The 20,171-nt window shown below is 56.7% G+C and carries 17 protein-coding genes; 9 read left to right on the forward strand and 8 right to left on the reverse strand.

All coding sequences use genetic code 11. The features are described from left to right. Window positions 1-105: 105 nt before the first annotated feature. Complete coding sequence (locus tag CDH48_RS00260; RefSeq protein WP_100686711.1) at window positions 106-624, forward strand: DUF2478 domain-containing protein; 519 nt, start codon at window positions 106-108, stop codon at window positions 622-624. Between the two features lie 61 nt (window positions 625-685). On the opposite strand, the gene CDH48_RS00265 is transcribed toward CDH48_RS00260, so the two are convergent. After that, complete coding sequence (locus tag CDH48_RS00265) at window positions 686-1,807, reverse strand: DcaP family trimeric outer membrane transporter (protein ID WP_100686712.1); 1,122 nt, start codon at window positions 1,805-1,807, stop codon at window positions 686-688. A gap of 365 nt (window positions 1,808-2,172) precedes the next feature. Between CDH48_RS00265 and CDH48_RS00270 the strand changes: the two genes are divergently transcribed. The 5 genes from CDH48_RS00270 to astB are packed head-to-tail and all read left to right on the forward strand — an operon-like array spanning window position 2,173 to window position 8,384. Beyond that, window positions 2,173-3,387, forward strand: a complete 1,215-nt coding sequence (locus tag CDH48_RS00270) for an aspartate aminotransferase family protein (RefSeq protein WP_100686713.1) — start codon at window positions 2,173-2,175, stop codon at window positions 3,385-3,387. 8 nt (window positions 3,388-3,395) lie between these two features. After that, window positions 3,396-4,424 carry an arginine N-succinyltransferase gene (locus CDH48_RS00275; RefSeq protein WP_100686714.1) on the forward strand — a complete coding sequence of 343 codons (1,029 nt, stop codon included), beginning with the start codon at window positions 3,396-3,398 and terminating at the stop codon, window positions 4,422-4,424. Next, window positions 4,418-5,479, forward strand: coding sequence for an arginine N-succinyltransferase (gene astA, locus CDH48_RS00280; RefSeq protein WP_100686715.1), 1,062 nt, complete (start codon window positions 4,418-4,420; stop codon window positions 5,477-5,479). The genes CDH48_RS00275 and astA overlap by 7 nt, the downstream gene beginning before the upstream one ends. A gap of 36 nt (window positions 5,480-5,515) precedes the next feature. Next, window positions 5,516-6,994, forward strand: a complete 1,479-nt coding sequence (astD, locus tag CDH48_RS00285) for a succinylglutamate-semialdehyde dehydrogenase (RefSeq protein WP_100686716.1) — start codon at window positions 5,516-5,518, stop codon at window positions 6,992-6,994. A 49-nt stretch (window positions 6,995-7,043) separates the two neighbouring features. Then, a complete protein-coding gene (gene astB / locus CDH48_RS00290) occupies window positions 7,044-8,384 on the forward strand; it encodes an N-succinylarginine dihydrolase (RefSeq protein WP_100686717.1) in 1,341 nt (446 codons plus the stop codon). 18 nt (window positions 8,385-8,402) lie between these two features. Here astB and CDH48_RS00295 read toward each other — a convergent pair whose 3' ends face one another. Then, entirely contained in the window at window positions 8,403-9,065 is a 663-nt protein-coding gene (locus tag CDH48_RS00295; protein ID WP_100686718.1) for a TetR/AcrR family transcriptional regulator, read from the reverse strand. A 193-nt stretch (window positions 9,066-9,258) separates the two neighbouring features. Here CDH48_RS00295 and CDH48_RS00305 point away from each other — a divergent pair, with 193 nt between their 5' ends. Both CDH48_RS00305 and CDH48_RS00310 read left to right on the forward strand, forming a co-directional pair. Further along, the gene (locus CDH48_RS00305; RefSeq protein ID WP_100686720.1) at window positions 9,259-10,341 is read left to right on the forward strand and encodes an efflux RND transporter periplasmic adaptor subunit; all 1,083 of its coding nucleotides are present in this window, start codon (window positions 9,259-9,261) and stop codon (window positions 10,339-10,341) included. Beyond that, a complete protein-coding gene (locus CDH48_RS00310) occupies window positions 10,338-13,364 on the forward strand; it encodes an efflux RND transporter permease subunit (protein WP_100686721.1) in 3,027 nt (1,008 codons plus the stop codon). Before CDH48_RS00305 ends, CDH48_RS00310 begins: the two co-directional genes overlap by 4 nt. Window positions 13,365-13,393: 29 nt before the next feature. Here the strand turns inward: CDH48_RS00310 and astE are convergent, their stop codons facing one another. The 6 genes from astE to CDH48_RS00340 form a co-directional block, all read right to left on the reverse strand. Further along, a complete protein-coding gene (gene astE / locus CDH48_RS00315; RefSeq protein ID WP_100686722.1) occupies window positions 13,394-14,425 on the reverse strand; it encodes a succinylglutamate desuccinylase in 1,032 nt (343 codons plus the stop codon). 246 nt (window positions 14,426-14,671) lie between these two features. Then, window positions 14,672-15,397, reverse strand: coding sequence for an ABC transporter permease (locus CDH48_RS00320; protein ID WP_100686723.1), 726 nt, complete (start codon window positions 15,395-15,397; stop codon window positions 14,672-14,674). Window positions 15,398-15,399: 2 nt separating this feature from the next. Further along, on the reverse strand, window positions 15,400-16,104 hold the full coding sequence (locus CDH48_RS00325) for an ABC transporter permease (RefSeq protein WP_100686724.1): 705 nt from the start codon (window positions 16,102-16,104) through the stop codon (window positions 15,400-15,402). A gap of 55 nt (window positions 16,105-16,159) precedes the next feature. Then, a complete protein-coding gene (locus CDH48_RS00330) occupies window positions 16,160-16,912 on the reverse strand; it encodes a transporter substrate-binding domain-containing protein (protein WP_100686725.1) in 753 nt (250 codons plus the stop codon). Between the two features lie 85 nt (window positions 16,913-16,997). Continuing rightward, a complete protein-coding gene (locus CDH48_RS00335) occupies window positions 16,998-17,768 on the reverse strand; it encodes an ABC transporter ATP-binding protein (RefSeq protein ID WP_100686726.1) in 771 nt (256 codons plus the stop codon). A 143-nt stretch (window positions 17,769-17,911) separates the two neighbouring features. Then, complete coding sequence (locus CDH48_RS00340) at window positions 17,912-18,670, reverse strand: FCD domain-containing protein (protein ID WP_100687170.1); 759 nt, start codon at window positions 18,668-18,670, stop codon at window positions 17,912-17,914. A gap of 261 nt (window positions 18,671-18,931) precedes the next feature. Here CDH48_RS00340 and dctP point away from each other — a divergent pair, with 261 nt between their 5' ends. Then, entirely contained in the window at window positions 18,932-20,068 is a 1,137-nt protein-coding gene (gene dctP, locus CDH48_RS00345; protein WP_100686727.1) for a TRAP transporter substrate-binding protein DctP, read from the forward strand. The last annotated feature ends 103 nt before the right edge of the window (window positions 20,069-20,171 follow it).

The following is a 20,171-nucleotide window of genomic DNA, read 5'->3' on the forward strand; positions in this document are numbered from 1 at the left end:
CCTGGTTCTCCTGGTTCATTTCTAAAAACGTGTTATCTCCGGCTGCGGGTATGTGAGTAAGCTCATATACTAAGGTATCCGTAACGCTTCCTGATGGAGTCTTGAATGGGCACAGAGCTGAACCTCGCAGCCATTATCTACGATAACGATGAACAGCCGGTAGACGCATTACTGCACTCCCTCGCGGCTCGCCTGAATCGCAGTGGCCACAGGGTGGCCGGGCTTGCTATGGCATTGAATGAGCAGGGCCTGCGCAGGCAGCCTATGGCACTGCAGGATCTGGAATCAGGCCGGGAATATCCCATTGCACAAAATCTCGGCACCGGCTCCCGCTCCTGCTGTCTTGATCCCCATGGCCTGGCCGAGGCCACCAGTGTGCTGCGGGCCCTGCTGGAACAGCCTCCCGGGCTGGCGGTTGTAAATCGCTTCGGGCAACAGGAAATAGACGGCAAGGGCTGCCGTGCCGAGTTTCTTCAGTTGATTGAGGCAGGTATTCCGGTGCTGACGTTGGTCAAGCGCAAGTTTCTGCAACAGTGGCATGAGTTCTGTGGCGGGGAGGCGATTGATCTGCCGTTTTCCGAGTCGATTGTGCAGCAGTGGTGCGATGAGGTTGTGAGCAGGTAAGGTCAGAAACAAATACGCCCCGGAGATCCGGGGCGTATGAGTGCTTGCTTAACAGTACGTTTTAGAAATTGTACTGGGCTGCAAATGCCAAGCTGCTGGCATCGCCGTCATCGCCGTTCTGAACTTCACGCATGCCGTACTTGTACTCGACACCCATCATGACGTTCTTCACTGGGGTCCACTGGTAGTTTGCCATAACCGCAGAGACTGACTCGGTATCGGCACCTGTAATTGCACCTACTGAATCTGCAACAGCATCATCCAGATCAACCTCAACCATGCCGTAGCCGATATTGATGCTGCGGCCACTGCCAAGATTGAAGCCAGCGCCAATGCTGCCGCCGTATCCGGAGATGGTTTTTACATCACCGTTGCCGTCAACGTATGCACTCTCTGCACCGGAGCGGTACAGGTAGTTGCTTGCACCGTCGGTGTAGCTCAGGGTGCCCTGAAGTGTGATCATGTCTGACAGTGCGATTTTGCCAGCTACGAAAGCTGCGTAACCGAAAGCGCTGTCATCAGCCGTACCCGTGTCATAACCAACTTGCTGAGCCAGAACCGCTGCAGAGTAAGACAGCCCGCCCGCTTTATCTTCAAGTCGAGCAGTCAGGGCAGGCATACTATCTTTGGCTGTGCCACCAGCAAGCGAGTTCTGCGGCTGCTCCGCAGCGATTGACAAGGGACCAGTTGTGTAACGCAGCTGGGCTACCCGGGATTGGTAACCAGCCAAGCCAGGCAAAGAGTCGAAGTCCAGAGTAGACGTGCTGCCTACGAAGCTGGTGTAGTTGGACCAGGTCTGACCAGCCAGAACACCATTATATGAACCGTAGGCATGGCGCAGACGCAAGTTGCCCCCGCGGAAATCGCCCTCTACGTTGAACACAACGCCTTCAGGGCTGGTCGTTTTGATGCCGATACGGCTTTGAACAGCGTCAGCACCAAAGTAACCGGTCGGCTCGTTGTCTTCAGCCGAGCCAACGTTGATTGCGCTATAGTCCATTGACCGGGTAGAGGTTGAGACGTTTTCATCGATGTCGTAGCTGGCGTTAAGACGGGCATACCCATATACACTGGTATCCCAGCCGCCGGCGTCAAAGCTTACTGCGCCTGCCTGGCCAGCCATACCAAACACAGCCACAGCCGCCGTTGCACGAATGGCCATTCTCAATTTGTTGCTTTGCATTGTTGTTGTCTCCACACATTAGACAATTATTTTTGTAGGACCCGCAGTCAAGATAGTTACCAATTCATGACAATTCAAATATTTTTGCATATAAATTAGACGAAGGTCTATGGAAGCTTTTCGTTTCCTTACAGGTATCTGCGCGCACCTTCCGGCATTAACATGAATTTATGACCTCCAAAAGTACCTGTATTGCACAAACCATATTAGATTTTCATGATATTGAGGCTGTCTGCGGCGGGCGAGCCGGATGTGCTAAAGCCCTGAGTGGCGTATCATAATGGCTGGTCCGAACACTTACGTACTTGCCCGCGCGGGCAACTCTACTACTTTTATAGACTTAACTGCTTTCCTGAGAGAGATCCATGAACAAAGAACCTGTCAGCCGCGAACTGTTTGATGAAGTCATGGTGCCCAACTACGCCCCCGGTTCGATCATACCGGTGCGAGGCGAGGGCTCCCGGATATGGGATCAGGATGGCCGCGAGTTTATTGATCTTCAGGGTGGTATTGCGGTGAGTTGTCTCGGGCATACCCACCCGGGGCTGGTTGGCGCCCTGAAGGAACAGGCGGAGAAAATCTGGCACCTCTCCAACGTGATGACTAACGAGCCGGCCCTGCGGCTGGCGAAAACCCTGTGCAATCTCACCTTCGCCGAGCGGGTGTTTTTTGCCAACTCCGGTGGTGAAGCCAACGAAGCAGCGTTCAAGCTGGCGCGCCGTTACAGCTGGGAGCATTCCGGGCCGGAAAAGCACGAGATTATCTCTTTCAAAAATGCTTTCCACGGCCGCACCCTGTTCACCGTGAGTGTGGGTGGCCAGGCGAAATACCTGGAGGGCTTTGAACCGGCGCCGGGGGGCATTCACCATGCGGATTTCAACGATCTGGAATCGGTAAAAAAGCTGATATCCAAAGAGGAGACCTGTGCTGTGGTGGTTGAGCCAATTCAGGGCGAGAGTGGCGTAGTGCCGGCCGACAAGGATTTCCTGAAGGGGCTGCGCCAGCTTTGCGATGATAACGATGCGTTGCTGATATTTGATGAGGTGCAGTCTGGCGTGGGCCGCACCGGCTATCTTTATGCCTATGAAATGTACGATGTGGTGCCGGATATTCTCACCAGTGCCAAGGGCCTGGGTGGTGGTTTCCCGATTTCCGCCATGTTGACCACTGCAAAGATTGCAGCCAGTCTTGGCGTTGGTACCCATGGCAGCACCTACGGTGGTAACGCTTTGGCCTGTGCCGTTGCCCAGAAGGTGGTCGATACCATAAGCCAGCCGGATATTCTCAAGGGGGTTAAAGCCCGCTCCGACCATTTGCGCAAAGGTATGATGGACATTGGAGAGCGCTATGGCATTTTCAGCGAGGTTCGGGGTGCCGGGCTATTATTGGGCTGTGTGCTGACCGAAAAGTGGCAGGGTAAGGCCAGGGATTTCCTGAATGCAGGGCTGGACGATGGGGTGATGGTGCTGATTGCAGGGGCCAACGTGATTCGCCTTGCGCCCTCGCTGATTATCCCCGAGACCGATCTTGATGAGGCGCTTGCGCGTTTTGAAGCGGCGGTAAAGAAACTGACTGCCTAGGAGCTTTTATGTGGCTGGTACGCCCGGCAATACCGGATGACGTGCACCAGATACTTGAGATAGCGGGCACAGCCGGGTCCGAGGCCGCCCGCCTGTCATCCACGCTGCCCAGGCAGCGTGATGCTCTTGCGGAAAGAATTGCATACGCACAGGCGTCTCTGGCAGTCAAAGCCGGCGCCGCTGACCGGCCACAGCGGTTTCTGTTCGTGCTGGAAAATACCGCCACGGGCAAGATTCATGGCACCGCGGGTATTGATGCCCGCGCAGGTAACGGCCAGCCCTTTTACAACTATCGCCGCGATGCATTGATTCACGCCTCCCATGAGCTTGGTATCTCCAGCCGTGTTGAGGTTCTCTACCCCAGCCACGGGCTGACCGATCGCACCTTGCTGTGTTCCTTCTCCATAACACCCGAATTGAGAAATACCGAAGCCTTTGAGCTTCTTTCCCGAGCCCGGATTCTGTTCATTGCCAGCCACCGGCACTGGTTTACCAAGCAGATTGTGGTGGAAATTCAGGGTGTTCAGCTGGCGGATGGCAGCGTGCCTTTCTGGGACAGCCTGGGGCGTCATTTTTTCAATATGGATTTTGATACGGCAGACCAGTACTCGGGCCTGCTCAGCAAAACCTTTATTGCGGAACTCATGCCGCCAAACCCTGTGTATGTCACCTTGCTGTCCGAAGCTGCGCAGGCAGCACTGGGCCAGCCCCATGAACTGACCGTGCCGAACCTTGAGTTGCTGCAGCGTGAAGGGTTTCAGGCGGGCTGCTATCTGGATATCTTCGACGGCGGTCCAGTGCTTGAGGCACGCACAGATGCCCTGCATACACTGGTAACCAGCCAGGTCAAAGCCCTTCATGGCGCCACTGAAGAAGGTGGTGATGATTACCTGATTGCAGCGGGGGAGGGTGCGGGGTTCCGGTGTGCCCTGACGCAGGCTACCGGCACACTCAAGGGTACACTCAAGGTGCCGGTGAAGACCTGGGATCTGCTCGGAAAAACAGCGGGTGATGAAGTGAGGGTGGCGCCATGCTAGTTATCCGCCCGCTCCAGGAGACTGATCTTGAAGATCTCTATGCCATGGCACAGAAGGCCGGCAAGGGATTGACCACGCTGCCGGCCGACCGGGACCTGTTGCGGCACAAAATCAGCCTGGCCAGGGATACCTTCAGCCAGAAATGTGCGCCGGAGGCAGGCCTGTACCTGTTTGCCCTGGAAGATACAAAAAACGGAAAGGCCGTGGGTATCAGCGGCATCCAGGCGCGCGTGGGCCTGGACGAGGTATTCTACAATTACCGGCTCAGCATTGCGGTAAATGCCTCCAAAGAGCTGGGCGTTCATGTGCGAACGCCAACGCTGCACCTGTCCAACGACATGACAGACACCAGCGAGATCTGCTCCCTGTTGCTGGCTGATGAATACCACGGCGGCGGTAACGGGCTGCTTCTGTCCCGCTGCCGTTTCCTGTATCTCGATGAATTCCGTAAGCATTTCTCTGAAAAGGTCTTTGCAGAAATGCGGGGGGTATCGGATGAGCAGGGCCGCAGCCCGCTTTGGGATGCCCTGGGCAGCAAGTTTTTTGACATGGAATTCTCGGAGGCAGACCGGCTTTCAGGGCTCGGCAATAAAGCCTTTATTGCCGAGCTGATGCCGAAATATCCCATTTACCTGCCGATGCTGCCGGATTCAGCGCGTGCTGTTATCGGTCGGGTTCACAGCAATACCGCACCGGCGCTGAGAATGCTGCAGGCGGAAGGGTTTAACTTCAACGGGCTGGTGGATATTTTTGACGGTGGCCCGGTGGTCGAGGCATTCGTTCATACCATTCGTACCGTTCGCGACAGTATTAACCGCTATGCAAAAGTGACCGGCAAAAACGTTAACCTCGACGTGCCGGCTTCGGAGCGGGTGATGGTCTCCAACCGGTCGTTCCGGGATTTCCGGGTGGCCACGGTGCCGGCCACGTGCGTGGGTGTCGATACAGTGAGCCTGCCGCCAGAGGTGGCGGAAGCCCTGCATGTTGAGCCCGGCGATTCGGTGCGGTTGGCGCCTCTGAAAGACAGGGCGAAGACGACAACGGCGGCAGGATAAATTCCCCACAGTTCCAGTAACCGGAGGTGCAGTAATATGGCAGGCCTGACAGGCGAATTGTTTATCGGTGGGCTTTGGCTGCAGGGCCATGGCGCGGAGTTCGAATCGGTTCAGCCTGTTACCGGCGATACCGTCTGGGAAGGCACTGGCGCCAGCCTGGCGGATGTGGATGCGGCGGAGCGTGAAGCCCGGGAAGCCTTCCGGAAATGGCGACGCAAGAGCTTTGCCGAGCGCCATGCGGTAATTGAGGCGTTTGGCGAACTGCTGGAAAGTAACAAGGAAGAACTTGCGTATCAGATTGGCCTGGAAACCGGTAAACCTCTGTGGGAGTCGCGAACAGAAGTGGCCGCCATGATCGGCAAGATCGGGATTTCCGTGCAAGCCTACAAAGACCGCACCGGGTACTCTGAATCCGAAGTGGCTGGCGGCCATGCAGTGCTCCGGCACCGCCCCCATGGTGTGGTTGCAGTATTTGGCCCGTACAATTTCCCCGGCCACCTCCCGAATGGTCATATCGTGCCAGCTCTGCTGGCGGGCAATGCGGTTGTCTTCAAGCCCAGTGAGTTAACGCCCGGTGTGGCAGAGATGACGGTCAGGCTGTGGGAGAAAGCGGGTCTTCCGGATGGCGTGATCAATCTGGTGCAGGGTGCATCTGATACCGGTAAATCCCTTGCCAGCCACCCGATGATTGATGGCCTGTTCTTTACCGGCAGCTCGACGGTTGGCCATGTGTTGCATCAGCAGTTTGGTGGTCAGCCGGAGAAAATTCTAGCGCTGGAAATGGGCGGCAACAACCCGCTGATTGTTCAGGATGTGTCGGATATTGACGGCGCGGTGCATCATGCACTGCAATCGGCGTTTCTGTCGGCAGGTCAACGTTGCACCTGCGCCCGCCGGCTGCTGGTTCCCAAAGGCAAAAAGGGTGATGAGTTTCTGGATCGCCTGGTGTCTGTGTCGTCTCGCATCCAGGTGGGGGCGTTTGATGCCAGCCCGCAGCCTTTCATGGGCTCGGTAATTTCGGGGCAAGCGGCAGATAAACTTCTGGCAGCTCAGGCGGATATGCTGGCGCAGGGTGGAAAAAGCCTGCTGGAAATGCAGCAGCTTGAACTCGGCACCGGCCTGCTTTCGCCGGGCATTGTGGACGTTACCGGGCTGGAATTGGCCGATGAGGAATTTTTCGGGCCACTGTTAAAGGTATATCGCTACAAGAGCTTTGATGATGCTCTGGAACTGGCCAATAATACCCGCTTCGGGCTCTCGGCCGGCCTTCTTTCCGACGACCGCAAGCTGTATGAGCGTTTGCTGGAAGAGGCCCGGGCCGGCATAGTTAACTGGAACCGCCCGCTGACCGGAGCCAGTAGTGCCGCGCCTTTTGGTGGCATAGGCGCCAGCGGCAACCACCGTGCCAGTGCCTATTATGCGGCGGATTACTGCGCCTGGCCCATGGCGTCTCTTGAAGCAGCTAAAAGCGAGTTGCCGGAAAGCCTGGCACCTGGCCTCAGTTTTGATTCATGAATGGCGGTTACTGAGGCTTGTTTCCTGAAACCGGATGGAATTCCCAGTCATGGCAAAGCACGCGGTAGAAGCAAATTTTGATGGCCTGGTTGGCCCGACTCACAATTACGCAGGCCTGTCCTGGGGTAATGTGGCCTCCAAATCCAATGTGAATGCGGTGTCCAATCCCCGGGAAGCGGCACTTCAGGGGCTGGCCAAAATGAAGCGCCTGGCGGACCGCGGTTATGTTCAGGGCATTCTGCCGCCCCATGAGCGCCCCCACATTCCATCGCTGCGGGCGCTGGGGTTCAGCGGTACAGACCCACAGGTTCTGGAGCAGGTTGCCAAATCCAACCCGTCCATTCTGGCTGCAGTCTCCTCCGCTTCTGCAATGTGGACGGCCAATGCGGCAACCGTTTCACCCAGCGCCGATACCTCTGACCACCGGGTGCATTTCACGCCGGCCAATCTGAGCGCCAAGTTCCACCGCTCCATAGAACATACCGTGACCGGTCGTTCCCTGAAATCCATCTTTGCAGACGCAGGTTACTTTGCGCACCATCCTGCATTGCCGTCGGTCAGCCATTTTGGCGATGAGGGTGCAGCCAATCACACACGGTTCTGTGGCCAGTACGGTGAGCCGGGGGTGGAGCTGTTTGTGTATGGTCAGGCTGCGTTCAATGATCAGGCGCCTGGGCCACAAACATTCCCGGCCAGGCAAACCCTGGAAGCCTCCCAGGCCATTGCCCGCCTGCACGGCCTGAAAGACCGCAACCGGGTGTTCGCCCAGCAGAATCCGGCGGCCATTGACGCCGGCGTCTTCCATAACGATGTCATTGCCGTGGGCAATGGCAACACGCTGTTCTATCACGAGATGGCGTTTCTGAACGAGGAGCAGGTGCTTGCAGATATCCGGGCACGTCTTACCGGCGCTGAACTGGAGGCTGTCCGGGTAAGCAGTGCCGAAGTGCCCATCGGGGATGCCGTCGCCTCGTACCTGTTCAACAGCCAGTTACTGAACACCCCCGATGGAATGTTGCTGGCGGTTCCCGGTGAGTGCCGGGAGGTTTCATCCGTCAGTCAGTATCTGGATAAACTGCTGGACACTGGCGGGCCCATTACGGCGGTGGAGGTGTTTGACGTGAAGCAGTCCATGCGCAATGGTGGCGGCCCGGCCTGCCTGCGTTTGCGGGTGGTGCTGAATGACGATGAACTGCAGGCCATGCACGGGGGCGTGATCCTGACCGATGCGCTATACGAACGCCTGACTATGTGGGTTGAAGCCCATTACCGTGACCAGCTTGCCGGGGAAGACCTGGCCGACCCCATGTTGCTGGAGGAAGTGCGCAAGGCCCTGGATGAGCTGACCGGCATTCTGGGGTTGGGCTCCATCTACGATTTCCAGCTTTAAACCTGTTCCGCCCGCTTTTCAGGAAGCTGCGATGGATGAGGTCAGCATGTCCATGGTGTGGCGGATAAGCTCCCCGGCGGGAAAATGGCCGCCACTCTCACTATTGCTCTCACTGGCTCTCTCGCTGGTTTCCGACTGGCACAACAGTATGGTGCCGTGCAGGGCTCCGCGCAGGTAAAGGGCAGTCTGCTCCGGGTTGCGAATACGCTCGCGGCTCATGGTTCCGTCTTCAAGCCCCAGTTCAATGGCTTCGGTCATCAGCCCCATCAGCTCCGATTTCGAGCACAGCATCGCCATGGCCTGGGCTTCATCGGCCTCCGCCATGGCGGTCGATGCCTTGGTCAGTGCCGAGAAATAGTCCGGTTCCTCCACATAGAAGCGGTAATAGGATTCTCCCATGGCCCGTATCTGCGCCAACCCGGTACTGGCCGTTTGCCGGGCTCGTCGGAAACGTTCCAACAGGCTGTGACCGGCCCGTAACATAATCCCCCGCTGAATTGCGGCTTTGTCCTTGAAGTACACGTACAGCAGTGCCCGGCTGAGGCTGGCTGTGCGGGCAATGTCATCCATGGATGTGCGCTCGTAGCCCTTTTCCGCGAATACCTGCTCTGCTGCATCCAGAATGGCATCGTAGCGGGCCTGTTTTTCCCGTTCGCGGCGCGTTTTTAAAGGTTCAGTCATTCCGGCTCTCTCGTCAGATACATCAGGCCCATCAGGATCGCTTGCAGGGCTGTCTGAAGGACATTGGCATTTGGTGGATGAAAGCTGATTATTGACATAATGTCAAAGAATGACATTATGTCGCAATCAACCACCAGGATGTCCGCAGGATGCGGTATCAATACCAACTCGAGCAAGGACGAAAGGATACCTTATGACATCATTGCGCCTCCCTGTTGCCCTTGTATTTTCTGCTGCCTCCCTGTTTGGTCTGGCTGGTTGCAAAGCCAATGATACGCCGGAGGCATCTGGTGGGCAGGGGGTGTCTGTGCGTGTTTCCGAGGTTACCGGGGGCGAGGCCCAGGAAATTACCCTGCGCTTTTCCGGTATTGTGCGCTCGACCCAGAGGGCCACACTGACCTTTCAGGTCAGCGGAACGCTCAAAGAGCGGGCTGTTGAACTGGGCCAGACCGTTGCTGCGGGTGATGTGCTTGCCCGTGTTTACAATCCGGCGCTGGAACCGGCTCGGGATTCGGCCAAAGCCAAGCTGGATGAGCTGAATACTGGTTACGATCAGGCCCGGCGGGAATGGGAGCGTTCAAGCCGGTTGCATGAACGTGGGGTAGTGTCCGAGCAGAGCCTTGAGCAGCTTGCGGCCCGGCGGGATTCTCTCAAAGCCAGCGTAGCAACGGCAGAGGCCGCACTGGCTGAAGCGACGCAACTGCTGCAGGAAAGCACATTGCGGGCACCGTTTGCCGGGCGGGTGGAGGCGTTGCTGGTAGAAAATGATGAGTTTGTGGCAGCGGGTCAGCCGGTGATGCGTTTGTCGTCACCCGAGGGCAAGGAAGTGGAGGTGCGTGTTCCGGCGTATTTGCTGGCTCATGTGTCGGTGGACCAGCAGCTGCCGGTATGGTCCGTGCAACATCGAAACGAGGCACCGGTAACCGGGTCAGTGGTTGAAATTGCCCAGGCCGGCGCCATCCGTGGCGAGCTTCACCCGGTTCTGGTCAGCCTTCCGGTTAATACGCTTGATACCGGCGAACCGGTTGAAGTGGGCATTACGCCGGTAAGGGAATCGGCAATCACCGTGCCGTTGCTGTCGGTGATCCGCGGCGCCGGGGGCATGACGGTATTCCGGGTACGCGACGGTATTGCGCGGCGGGTGCCGATAGAGGTCGAGCGTGTGGTTGGCGAACGTGTGGTGGTGCGCACGGGTGAGCTGCAACCGGGTGACAAGGTGGTTTACGCTGGTACAACCCGCCTGGTAGACGGTGATGCCGTGGAGGTGCGCCAGTGACGCGCCGGCTGCTCAATTATCAACGATTGCTGGGCATGGTGGTTACCATGCTGTGTCTGTTGGGTATTGCGGCATACAGCACCATGCCGCGCCAGGAAGATCCGTCCTTTCCTTACCGGGCCGGCCTGGTTAGCGTGAGCTACCCCGGGGCAAGTGCCGACGCCGTAGAGCGGCTGGTTCTCAGGCCCCTGACCGATGAGCTTCGCCAGGTGGAAGAAGTCGATGTTTCCCAGGGCACTGCCCGCACCGGTGTCGCGCTGGTTCGATTGCGCCTCAACGATGACATCTATGATACAGATCCCGCCTGGGACCGTGTGCGCCAGGCCATGGAGCGTGCAAAACAGGATTTTCCCGACGACGTTGGCCAGATGGAACTGGACGACCGGCTGATTGATAACCCGGCGATAGTGCTGGCAATTGGCGGCTCGCCTTCGGTGAGCGAACTGACGGATGTGGCGGAGCGACTGAAACAGAACCTCTCCGACCTGACCGGTGTTTCCCGTATTGAACTGGAGGGGGATACCGATGAGCAGATTACCCTGGCTCTGGATGACGCAGCGCTTTACCGCATGGGTATCGCACCGGCCCGGATTCTGCAAACCGTGGCCCAGCGCAACCAGACCACACCCGGCGGTTTCGTGGTAGTGGATGGCCGCCGGCTCTCCGTGCTTCCAAATACCGAGTTTGCAGATATTGATGCTATTCGCGCCACCCCCATTGAGCTTCCCGATGGGTCTCAGGTTCCGCTGGCGGCGGCTGCAGATGTATGGCGAGGCCCCGCCGAACCCCGCCAGCCGGAAACCTGGTTTGATGGCGAACGGGTTGTGCTGTTGTCGCTGATTATGGAAGAGGGTACCACCGACGCGATTCGCTTCGGTGAGCGTGTGCGGGAGCGTATTGATCAGATACGCCCGGACTTTGAGCCCTACGAAATCCGCGAAATGTTCTTCCAGCCGGACAAGGTCTCGGAGCGTCTCGATAATCTGGCCTGGAGCCTGGTTCTCTCTGTTCTGATCATCGTAGCGGTGGTGTTCACCGGTATGGGTATCCGGATGGGCCTGCTGGTGGCTTCCATTCTGCCCATGGTTGCGTTGATCAGTATCGGTTTGTATGACCTTGGGGGTGGTGTGCTGCACCAGATCGCGGTGATCGGTATGGTGATCTCTCTGGGCATTCTGATCGACAACGCCATCGTGATCGTTGAAAACATCCAGGGGCATCTGGATAACGGTATGCGCCGCCTGGATGCCCTGCGCAGGGCCGTCAGTGAACTTGCGGGGCCATTGGGAGCCTCCACCGGCACCACACTCGCAGCCTTTGCGCCGCTCCTGCTTGCCAAAGGCGGTGCGGCAGATTTTACCCGCGGCGTTCCGGTGATGATCATGCTCACACTGTCTGTGAGTTACCTGCTGGCCATTTCGGTGGTGCCCCTGCTGGCCGCGCGCTTCCTAAAACCCCGGCGCAATGCCGAGGCCGACAGGCTGATCGGGCTGGCGCGGTTTCTTGGTGGGTTAGTGTATCGCCACCCGCGCCGCCTGATTGCCACCGGTGCCCTGTTGGTTGCGGTCAGTGTGGCAACGACCGGGTTCATGGCCCAGCAGTTCTTTCCCAAGGCAGACCGGCCCAAGGTGATTGTTGAACTGTTCATGCCCGAGGGCACAGACCAGTCGCGCACCGCCGAAGCGGCTGCCAACCTGGAACAGGCAATACGCAGCCGGCCCAATGCAGTCAGTATTCACAGATTTGTCGGTTTTACCGGCCCGGCCTTCTACTACAATCTCCAGCGCGCACCACAAGCCCCCAATCGGGGCCGGCTAGTGGTGAGTACGCCAACACTGGGAGATACCACCGACATGATCCAGTGGATTCGCACCCATGTGAATGAACAAATGCCCGAGCTGGATGTAAGCGTGGGGGTGCTCGGGCAGGGGCCACCAAGCATCGCGCCTGTGGAGGTGCGGGTTTACCATGCCGATGACCAAACCCGCACCAGCGCGGTAGAGCAGGTGTTCAGTGCGCTGCGCCAGGTGGAAGGTACAGTGGATGTGCGGCACGATCTGGACATTGGTGTGCCCAGCATTGCGATCAATGTAGACGACGCCACTGCTGCCAGGTACGGGCTGACCCGAGCTGATGTGGCCCAGAGCCTGTACGGGCAGAGTTTTGGTGTTGTGGCCGAGCGCTATCGCCAGGAAAAAGACCCGATCCCACTGGTGCTCAGGTCGCAGGAAGGCACGTCATTGCCGCTGGCGCGCCTGCTTTCAGTGAACATATACAACGCCCGGGGCGAAGCGGTTCCGCTTTCCGCTGTTGCCAGTGTTGAAACCAGCTGGGAACCGGCTGCGAGGTATTTGCGTAACGGTACGCGCCTTAACACCGTCACCGCCAACCTGTTGGCAGGCTACAGCTTCAGCCAGGCACTGGACGGCCTTGAGCGTTCTCTGGCAGCCAGTCCATTGCCTGCAGGCACGCGCCTGGAAATGGGGGGCGATGCAGAAGGTTCCGGTGATGCCAACAGCGCCCTGCTAACCGCGGCGCCAATCGGGGTGTTGCTGCTGCTGTTCTTCCTGTTGCTGCAGTTTAACTCCTTCCGGCGCGTCGGGATCATCCTGCTGACAGTGCCATTGGCAACGGTAGGCATATTCCCGGGGCTGGTGCTCTCCGGTTCACCTTTCGGGTTCCAGTCGTTGCTCGGGGTGATTGCCCTGGTGGGCATAGTGGTGAACAACGCCATAGTATTGCTCGACGTGATGGACAGGGAACTGGAGAATGGCGAGAACATTCACGAAGCCATGCGCAAAGCCGTCATTCAACGAACCCGGCCCATCCTGCTGACCACCGCAACCACCGTGGCCGGCCTGCTGCCACTGGCATTTTCCAGCTCTACACTCTGGCCGCCCATGGCCTGGGCGATTATCTCCGGGTTGCTGGCGTCAACCGTACTGACCCTGCTGGTCATCCCGGCGGTGTGTACACAGCTGATCAGGGTGAAAGTCGCCGAGCCGGAAAACGCTCCGGCGTAATACCTGAAGAGTGCTTCGCGCTCTGCAGTTCACCTGGGCCTGATCAACAGGCCCACGCGCTGGCCAACGGGCACATCCGGGTTCGGAAATACAATCGCCTGGGGAGAGAGCTCAACCCGGTAGCAGGTATCATCATCCTCCCAGATGACGGTACCCGGCGGGTACTCGGTAAAATTGGCCACATCGTCCGGCACATGAAACCGGAAGTTCTTCCCGGTATTCAGAATCTCGTAAACCACCTCAAACACCGTGAGATGGTCAAAAGGTGGCTGCTTTGACGGGCGGGGTTCACCACAAAAACGCCGCCGCAGGGCCTTTTTGATGCCTTCAAATCGCGCCAGGTCATTCATGCCAAAAGGTTTTACCTTGCCCAACTCCACGGTAAAGCTTTCAGCTCCCAGCAAGGATGAGGAAAACGACGAAAACGTCGTGCCTTCCCTGTGCTGCAGCAACAGGGTTTCCACCTCGGCTTCCAGCAGAAAATCACACTGCTCCTCCGGCACCTGCCGGCCTTCTACAAACGGGTAAAGTGCAAACTTCTCCCGCCGGGATGGCCTGATAGCTGTATGTAAATCATAGTGGGAAAGGGCTTGTGGGTGCGCCATGGCAAACTGGCGGCAGGCTTCCTCAAGAAACTGCGCCCGCGCCGCTTCTGGCAGCCCATCATACTCAGACTTGCCATGGGCACCGTTAAACAACCGGTTGAGATTTACCTCCATAAACCGGTCCCCGGCCACCATGGCCGGCGGGTTGCCCAGAATCAGCAGCAACGGACAAGCCAACTGCCACTCCCCGTTCAGCAACTCACTGAGCAGGGCGTTCAGAACTTCAATGGGCGCGGTTTCGTTGCCGTGGATGCCTGCGGAGATAATCAAGGCTTCCTGATTGGGGTTTTTGCGGTTGGACGGTGGTGTGATATGCAGAACACCAACGGCTTTGCGACTTATGCGAGTGCCATCGGGAAGCGTGGTTTTGACTTCCGGAAGGTCTGTTGTGGCGTTGGCGAGAGTGTGTACTAGCCAGTCAGAACTGTATTTGAAAAGATCCTGATACGCAGCCATAGAATCCCCGAAACAAGTCTGGGGTCTGGCAGGGCATTGCCTCCCGGGAGTGTCTGAAGCCATGGATGGCTTCAGTCAAGCGCACATGGGTGAGGCAAGCGTTTATGAAGCGTAGCTTCATGCGCCGCCGAACGACAGCAATCTATGATTGCTGGCCGGACCCCGCAGGGGTGCTCGTAGCGTCTCCCGGGAGGCAATGCCCTGCCAGACCTTGCACAGAGTGGAGTTTTGATGGTCGATGAAAACTCAGGAACCCGCAGGCCGCTGATGCCGCAACAAATGATTTTCAATCTTACGGAACACAAACACCAGGATGAACGTCAGCGCCATGTAGCAGAGCGCCACGAAAATAAACGCTTCAAACGGCGCATAAAACCGCGAATAGATATTCCTCGCTGCTCCGGTAAGATCCACGATGGTTACCACGCTTGCAATCGCACTCGAATGCAGCATGAAAATAACCTCGTTGGAGTAGGCCTGAACTGCCCGCCGTGCGGCACTGGGCAGCACAATCCGCCGCATCCGCATAAACCAGTTCATGCCGTAAGCCTTCGCTGCTTCAATCTCACCGTGTGGCGTTGAAACAATCGCACCACGAATAATCTCCGTGGTGTAGGCGCAGGTATTCAGAGAGAAAGCCAGCAGCGCAGGGTAGAACGGCTCGCGGAAAATTTCCCACCAGAAGGTTTGCTGAATCCCGGGAATCTGCGCAATACCGTAGTAGATAATATAAAGCTGAATCAGCAGCGGCGTGCCACGGAAAAGATAGGTGTAAAGCCATACCGGGCCAGACACAAACGGATTTTTAACCGTGCGCAGAATGGCAAGCGGAACCGCAAAGGCAAGTCCTATAACCAGGCAAAGGAATACCAGTTGAACGGTCGTAACCATCCCGTCCCAGTATTCCATGATGGTCATGGCGGTAAATATTTCGTTTTTGTTAAGCCAGGCGGCAATAAAGTCGGGTGGCATTATCAGGTCTCCTGAATCACGCCGGCGTTAGCCCGTTTATCGAGCCACTTGATGAACAACTCTGAGCCTGCCGTGAGAACCAGATACACAAACGCCACCGGAATAAAAAAGTGGAACGGCATGCGCTCCGCCTTGGCCGCTTCTTCTGCCACACGCACCATATCCGTGAGGCCAATAATGGAAACCAGCGCTGTGGTTTTGAGCAGTACCTGCCAGTTGTTACCAATACCGGGCAGGGCATGGCGCAACATCTGCGGGATCATTACCCGGCGGAAAGTGTGCCATTTGCTGAATCCGTAAGCCCGGGCCGCTTCAATCTGGCCGGTTTCAACGGCGAGAAAGGCCCCCCGGAAAGTTTCCGTCATGTAGGCGCCAAAAATCAGACCAATCGTAATGACCCCGGAAATGAACGGGTTAAACTGGAAGAAAAAATCGACTTCGTAAGTCTCCCAGATATAGTCCGAGAGCATGTTCACCCCCACCTGGCCACCATAATAGAACAACAGCATCATCACCAGGTCGGGAACACCGCGAATCAGGGTGGTGTAGATGGTGGCAACGCCAACAGCTACACGGCTGTTTGACAGCTTTGCAGCCGCACCGATCAGCCCGAGAACCAGTGCCAGGGCAAGCGACAGGAAGGCAAGTTCTATGGTGACAACTGCTCCGCTCAGCAGTTCCGGGCCATAGCCTTTCAGATCAAACATGGGAGTGTCCGGTAGTCAGGGGCAGCCGAAAGGCTACCCCCTAAGGCTGGTATTATCAGACCTTTACGTCGTAAGCGAAGTATTTTTTCATGATGGCGTCGTAGGTGCCATCTTCCTTGAGCTTGCGCAGGGCAGCGTTCACCTCTTCGGCAATGTCCTTGTCACGCTTGCGCATGGCAACACCTACGCCTTCGCCCAGCTTAACGGGCTCGCCGACTTCCTTGAAGCCGTCCTTGGTCAGAACGGTCTGCTCGCCGACCGGGTAATCGACAAACACCACATCCAGACGCTGGCCTTCCAGATCCAGAACCATGTCATCTGCGGTGGTGTAACGCTTGATGGTTACTACACCGCTCATCTCCTCGGTCACATAGGTATCCATGGTAGTGCCGCGCTGAACACCTACGGTTTTACCTTTCATGGAATCCATGTCGGTCACGTCGGCATTGAAACTTTCGGGGCCAAACCATCCGCCGGGTGTGTTGTAGTAGGGTTCAGAGAACAGCACCCGCTCCGCCCGCTCCGGGGTGATCGACATGGAAGACATGATCAGATCGAACTTGCGTGCCAGCAGGCCAGGAATCATACCGTCCCATGCCTGGATCACAAACTCGCAGTCTGCCTTCATTTCTTCACACATGGCAGCGGCCAGATCCACTTCAAAACCGGTCAGCTCACCATTTTCATCTTTGTATTCAAACGGCTCATAAGGTACGTCGAACGCAATGCGCAGGTCACGACCTTCTGCCTGGACGCCACCGGCAAACATGGCCAGGGCGCAACTTGCTGCAATCATCAGTTTTTTCATGTGTCACTTCTCCAGTGGATTGCCTTTAGGCTTTATTTTTTTGTGGAAATTTTCCATCCAACAATGGTTACGATAGCACTGCATATCAAAACTTGGGAGCCAGGAACTGTCTCATGCGTTCCGAGTCCGGGTGGTTAAACACTTTCTCGGGTGTTCCCTGTTCCTCGATAACACCCTGGTGCAAAAACAGCACCTGGGTCGACACATCCCTGGCAAACGCCATTTCGTGAGTCACTACGATCATGGTGCGGCCTTCCTCGGCCAGGCTTTGCATAACCCTCAGCACTTCTCCCACCAGTTCCGGATCCAGCGCCGAGGTTGGCTCATCAAACAGCATGACTTCCGGTTCCATGGCCAGCGCCCGGGCTATGGCCGCACGCTGTTGCTGGCCGCCGGACATCTGCGCCGGATAATAATCCTTGCGCTCATAAATGCCGACTTTATTCAGGTAGGCTTCGGCGCGTTCAATCGCTTCTTTTTTGGGAACCTTGAGAACGTTGATGGGCGCTTCGGTAATGTTCTCCAGCACCGTCATGTGTGACCAGAGATTAAAGCTCTGGAAGACCATGGACAACTTGGCGCGAATCAGCTCTACCTGTTTGTTGTCAGCGGGAATCCGTTCGCCCTTGCGGTTGTGGGTAAACCGTATCGGATCGCCGTGCACAATAATGTCACCGGAGGTAGGAGTTTCCAGCAGATTGATGCAGCGCAGGAAGGTGCTTTTGCCGGAGCCGGAACTGCCGATCAGGGAAACCACGTCCCCTTTGCGGGTCTCCAGTGAAATGCCTTTGAGCACTTCAAGCTCGGCAAAGGTTTTGTGTATATCCCTGCAGATCAAAGGTGCTTGGTCCGCCATGGGGGGCTCCTGCGGCTGTTAATCAAAGGCGCTTGTTTTACGGACTGTGGAGGTGGAAATCAATACCTTTTACACACAGTTTTCCGGCTTTTCAGCGACTTATTGTGGCGTAATGAGTGTTCAATGCAAGCATTTTGCAGCTTTCAGCCCTGGTTGCCAGGGTGGCTGTCTGATGTGTCCCGTTCTACCGGAATACGGATCAGCGTACCGCCCTGGTTTTCCATGTCGCGCATGGTCCTGCTGACAAAGCGCACATGGGCGGTGGCAACCTTCTGGGCCGTGGCTGGTTTGCCGGCAAGAATAGCGTCATAGAGCTGGCGATGCTGCTGGACAATCTTTTTCCGCATCTCGGCCCGTGGGTTAAGGTTGGCAACCGATGCCTGAACGGTCATCAGCATCATGTTTTTAAGGCTGTTGAGAACGTGAACCAGAATAGGATTGTGCGACGCCTCCACAATGGCTTGATGAAAGCCGTGATCCGGCCGGGCGTTGCTCAGTGGGTCTGTTGCTTCCAGTGCGCGGAAGGCTTTGGTTATTCTGTGGAGGTCTGCGCCGGTTGCTCGCTGGGCTGCCAGGAATGCAGCCTGTCCTTCCAGTTGCTCACGAACTTCCAGCAGATCGTACAGCGTTCTGGAGTGGCCTTCGAACAGGTGCATCAGCGGGCCCTGTTCGCTCAGATCGCCGGACCCGGGCACCATGGAGGAAACAAACGAGCCCTTGCCATGGCGGGTTTCAATAACGCCACGCCCTTGTAATTCGTGAAGCGCTTCCCGGATAACCGAGCGCGACACCCGCAGGCGTTCAGCAAGCTGTCGCTCCGAGGGTATTTTTTGTTCCGGCGCCAGCCCTCCGTCGAGAATCAGTCGCTCCAGCCGATAGGAAATTTCCTGTGCAATAGCCATCAGGTTGCCCGTATGCCAACTGGTCAGACCAGTGGACCCTGTCATTGTTGTTATGTGTTCTTGGCTTCAAATACCGTGCAAGCCCTATGAATATGGCTGATTCGGCGGCATTCGTCCATTTTCCCGAATTCAAAAACTGGTCTGACCAGTGCCCTCACTGCTGGACTAAACACGGGCCGCCTACGAATATTCCCCTGATACCGGGCATTATGCCGGTGTTGCTTTGACCACTATAAAAACAAGTTCAACGGAGAAGCTTCAATGAAACCCAGCAAGACCACCCCAGATCATTGCGAAGCCGGCGTAAGCTTGCTGCGCAGACGCTTTCTCAAAACCGCCGCTCTTGGTGCAGCCTTTACGGGCGCGCTGCTGATGGGTTCAGGCCAGGCTTATGCTGCAACCACCTGGAAGATCCAGTCGGTTTGGGATGCCGGTACCGTAGGGTATGACCTGTTTGAAGAATGGTGCGAGAGCATCGAGGAAAAAAGCGGCGGTGAACTCATTTTCAAGCCGTTCCCCGCCAAAGCTGTGGCAGCCGACAACAACGCATTGTTTGAAGCCGTGCGCAACGGTGTGTTGCAGGGCATGAATCCGTTCACGCTTTACTGGTCGGGCAAGATCCCGGCTTCGGTATTCCTGTCTTCTTACCCCGCGGGCCCGGATCAACCACACCAGTGGGATACCATGTTCTATTCCCTGGGAATGCTTGAGAAAACCCGGGAGATCTATAAAAAATACGGCCTGTTTTATGTGGGCCCCATCCAGCATGACTCCAACATTATCCACTCCAAAAAGCCGGTTAACAGCCTGAATGACCTGAAAGGCATGAAGATCCGGGTTCCGGGTGGAATGGTTGCGGAAGTGTTCCAGCAGTTTGGTGTGTCGACTGTAAGCTTGCCGGGCTCCGATATTTTCCCGGCTCTGGAAAAAGGCACCATTGATGCGGCTGACTATGTTGGCCCTGCGGTGAACTATGAACTGGGTTTCTCGCAGGTTACCGACTACATCATGTTCGGGCCTCCCGGCGTCATGTCCATCTATCAGCCGGTGGACCTGATGGACCTGACCGTCAACCTGAGGAACTGGAACAACCTGGATCCGAAACTGCAGAAGCTGGTGGAAGATGAAGTCCGTAATTACTCCCAGATTCACTATCTCACCATTCAGAAGCGCAACATTGAAGCCATGAAGAAGTTCAGGGCCGACGGAGATACCGTGACCCGGCTTAGCCAGGCTGACCTTGCAGAATTCCGCCGTGCAGCGATTCCCATCTGGTACAAATGGGCCAACAAGGACGAGGATGCACGCGCAATTTTCGACATGCAGCTTGAGTACATGATGAACGACACCGTTGGTTATGTGAGCGAGTCTGATCTGGAAGGCGTCGAGGGCAAGTAGGCCTGCGTTATCTGAAAACAATAAAAACATAGTGGGGGAGGGCAGGGCAGCTCCGGAAAAGAGGAGTTCCTCCTTCCCCGTTTTTTGGCTGAGGTAGTAACAA

Origin of the sequence: Marinobacter aromaticivorans (genome assembly GCF_002806975.1) — a bacterium.
GTDB lineage: Bacteria > Pseudomonadota > Gammaproteobacteria > Pseudomonadales > Oleiphilaceae > Marinobacter > Marinobacter aromaticivorans.

Excerpts from the sequence above, each read along its gene's own strand:
- CDH48_RS00260 (WP_100686711.1), top strand. The coding sequence starts at position 106 with ATGGGCACAGAGCTGAACCTCGCAGCCATTATCTACGATAACGATGAA.
- CDH48_RS00265 (WP_100686712.1), bottom strand. The coding sequence starts at position 1,807 with ATGCAAAGCAACAAATTGAGAATGGCCATTCGTGCAACGGCGGCTGTG.
- CDH48_RS00270 (WP_100686713.1), top strand. The coding sequence starts at position 2,173 with ATGAACAAAGAACCTGTCAGCCGCGAACTGTTTGATGAAGTCATGGTG.
- CDH48_RS00275 (WP_100686714.1), top strand. The coding sequence starts at position 3,396 with ATGTGGCTGGTACGCCCGGCAATACCGGATGACGTGCACCAGATACTT.
- astA (WP_100686715.1), top strand. The coding sequence starts at position 4,418 with ATGCTAGTTATCCGCCCGCTCCAGGAGACTGATCTTGAAGATCTCTAT.
- astD (WP_100686716.1), top strand. The coding sequence starts at position 5,516 with ATGGCAGGCCTGACAGGCGAATTGTTTATCGGTGGGCTTTGGCTGCAG.
- astB (WP_100686717.1), top strand. The coding sequence starts at position 7,044 with ATGGCAAAGCACGCGGTAGAAGCAAATTTTGATGGCCTGGTTGGCCCG.
- CDH48_RS00295 (WP_100686718.1), bottom strand. The coding sequence starts at position 9,065 with ATGACTGAACCTTTAAAAACGCGCCGCGAACGGGAAAAACAGGCCCGC.
- CDH48_RS00305 (WP_100686720.1), top strand. The coding sequence starts at position 9,259 with ATGACATCATTGCGCCTCCCTGTTGCCCTTGTATTTTCTGCTGCCTCC.
- astE (WP_100686722.1), bottom strand. The coding sequence starts at position 14,425 with ATGGCTGCGTATCAGGATCTTTTCAAATACAGTTCTGACTGGCTAGTA.
- CDH48_RS00320 (WP_100686723.1), bottom strand. The coding sequence starts at position 15,397 with ATGCCACCCGACTTTATTGCCGCCTGGCTTAACAAAAACGAAATATTT.
- CDH48_RS00325 (WP_100686724.1), bottom strand. The coding sequence starts at position 16,104 with ATGTTTGATCTGAAAGGCTATGGCCCGGAACTGCTGAGCGGAGCAGTT.
- CDH48_RS00330 (WP_100686725.1), bottom strand. The coding sequence starts at position 16,912 with ATGAAAAAACTGATGATTGCAGCAAGTTGCGCCCTGGCCATGTTTGCC.
- CDH48_RS00335 (WP_100686726.1), bottom strand. The coding sequence starts at position 17,768 with ATGGCGGACCAAGCACCTTTGATCTGCAGGGATATACACAAAACCTTT.
- CDH48_RS00340 (WP_100687170.1), bottom strand. The coding sequence starts at position 18,670 with ATGGCTATTGCACAGGAAATTTCCTATCGGCTGGAGCGACTGATTCTC.
- dctP (WP_100686727.1), top strand. The coding sequence starts at position 18,932 with ATGAAACCCAGCAAGACCACCCCAGATCATTGCGAAGCCGGCGTAAGC.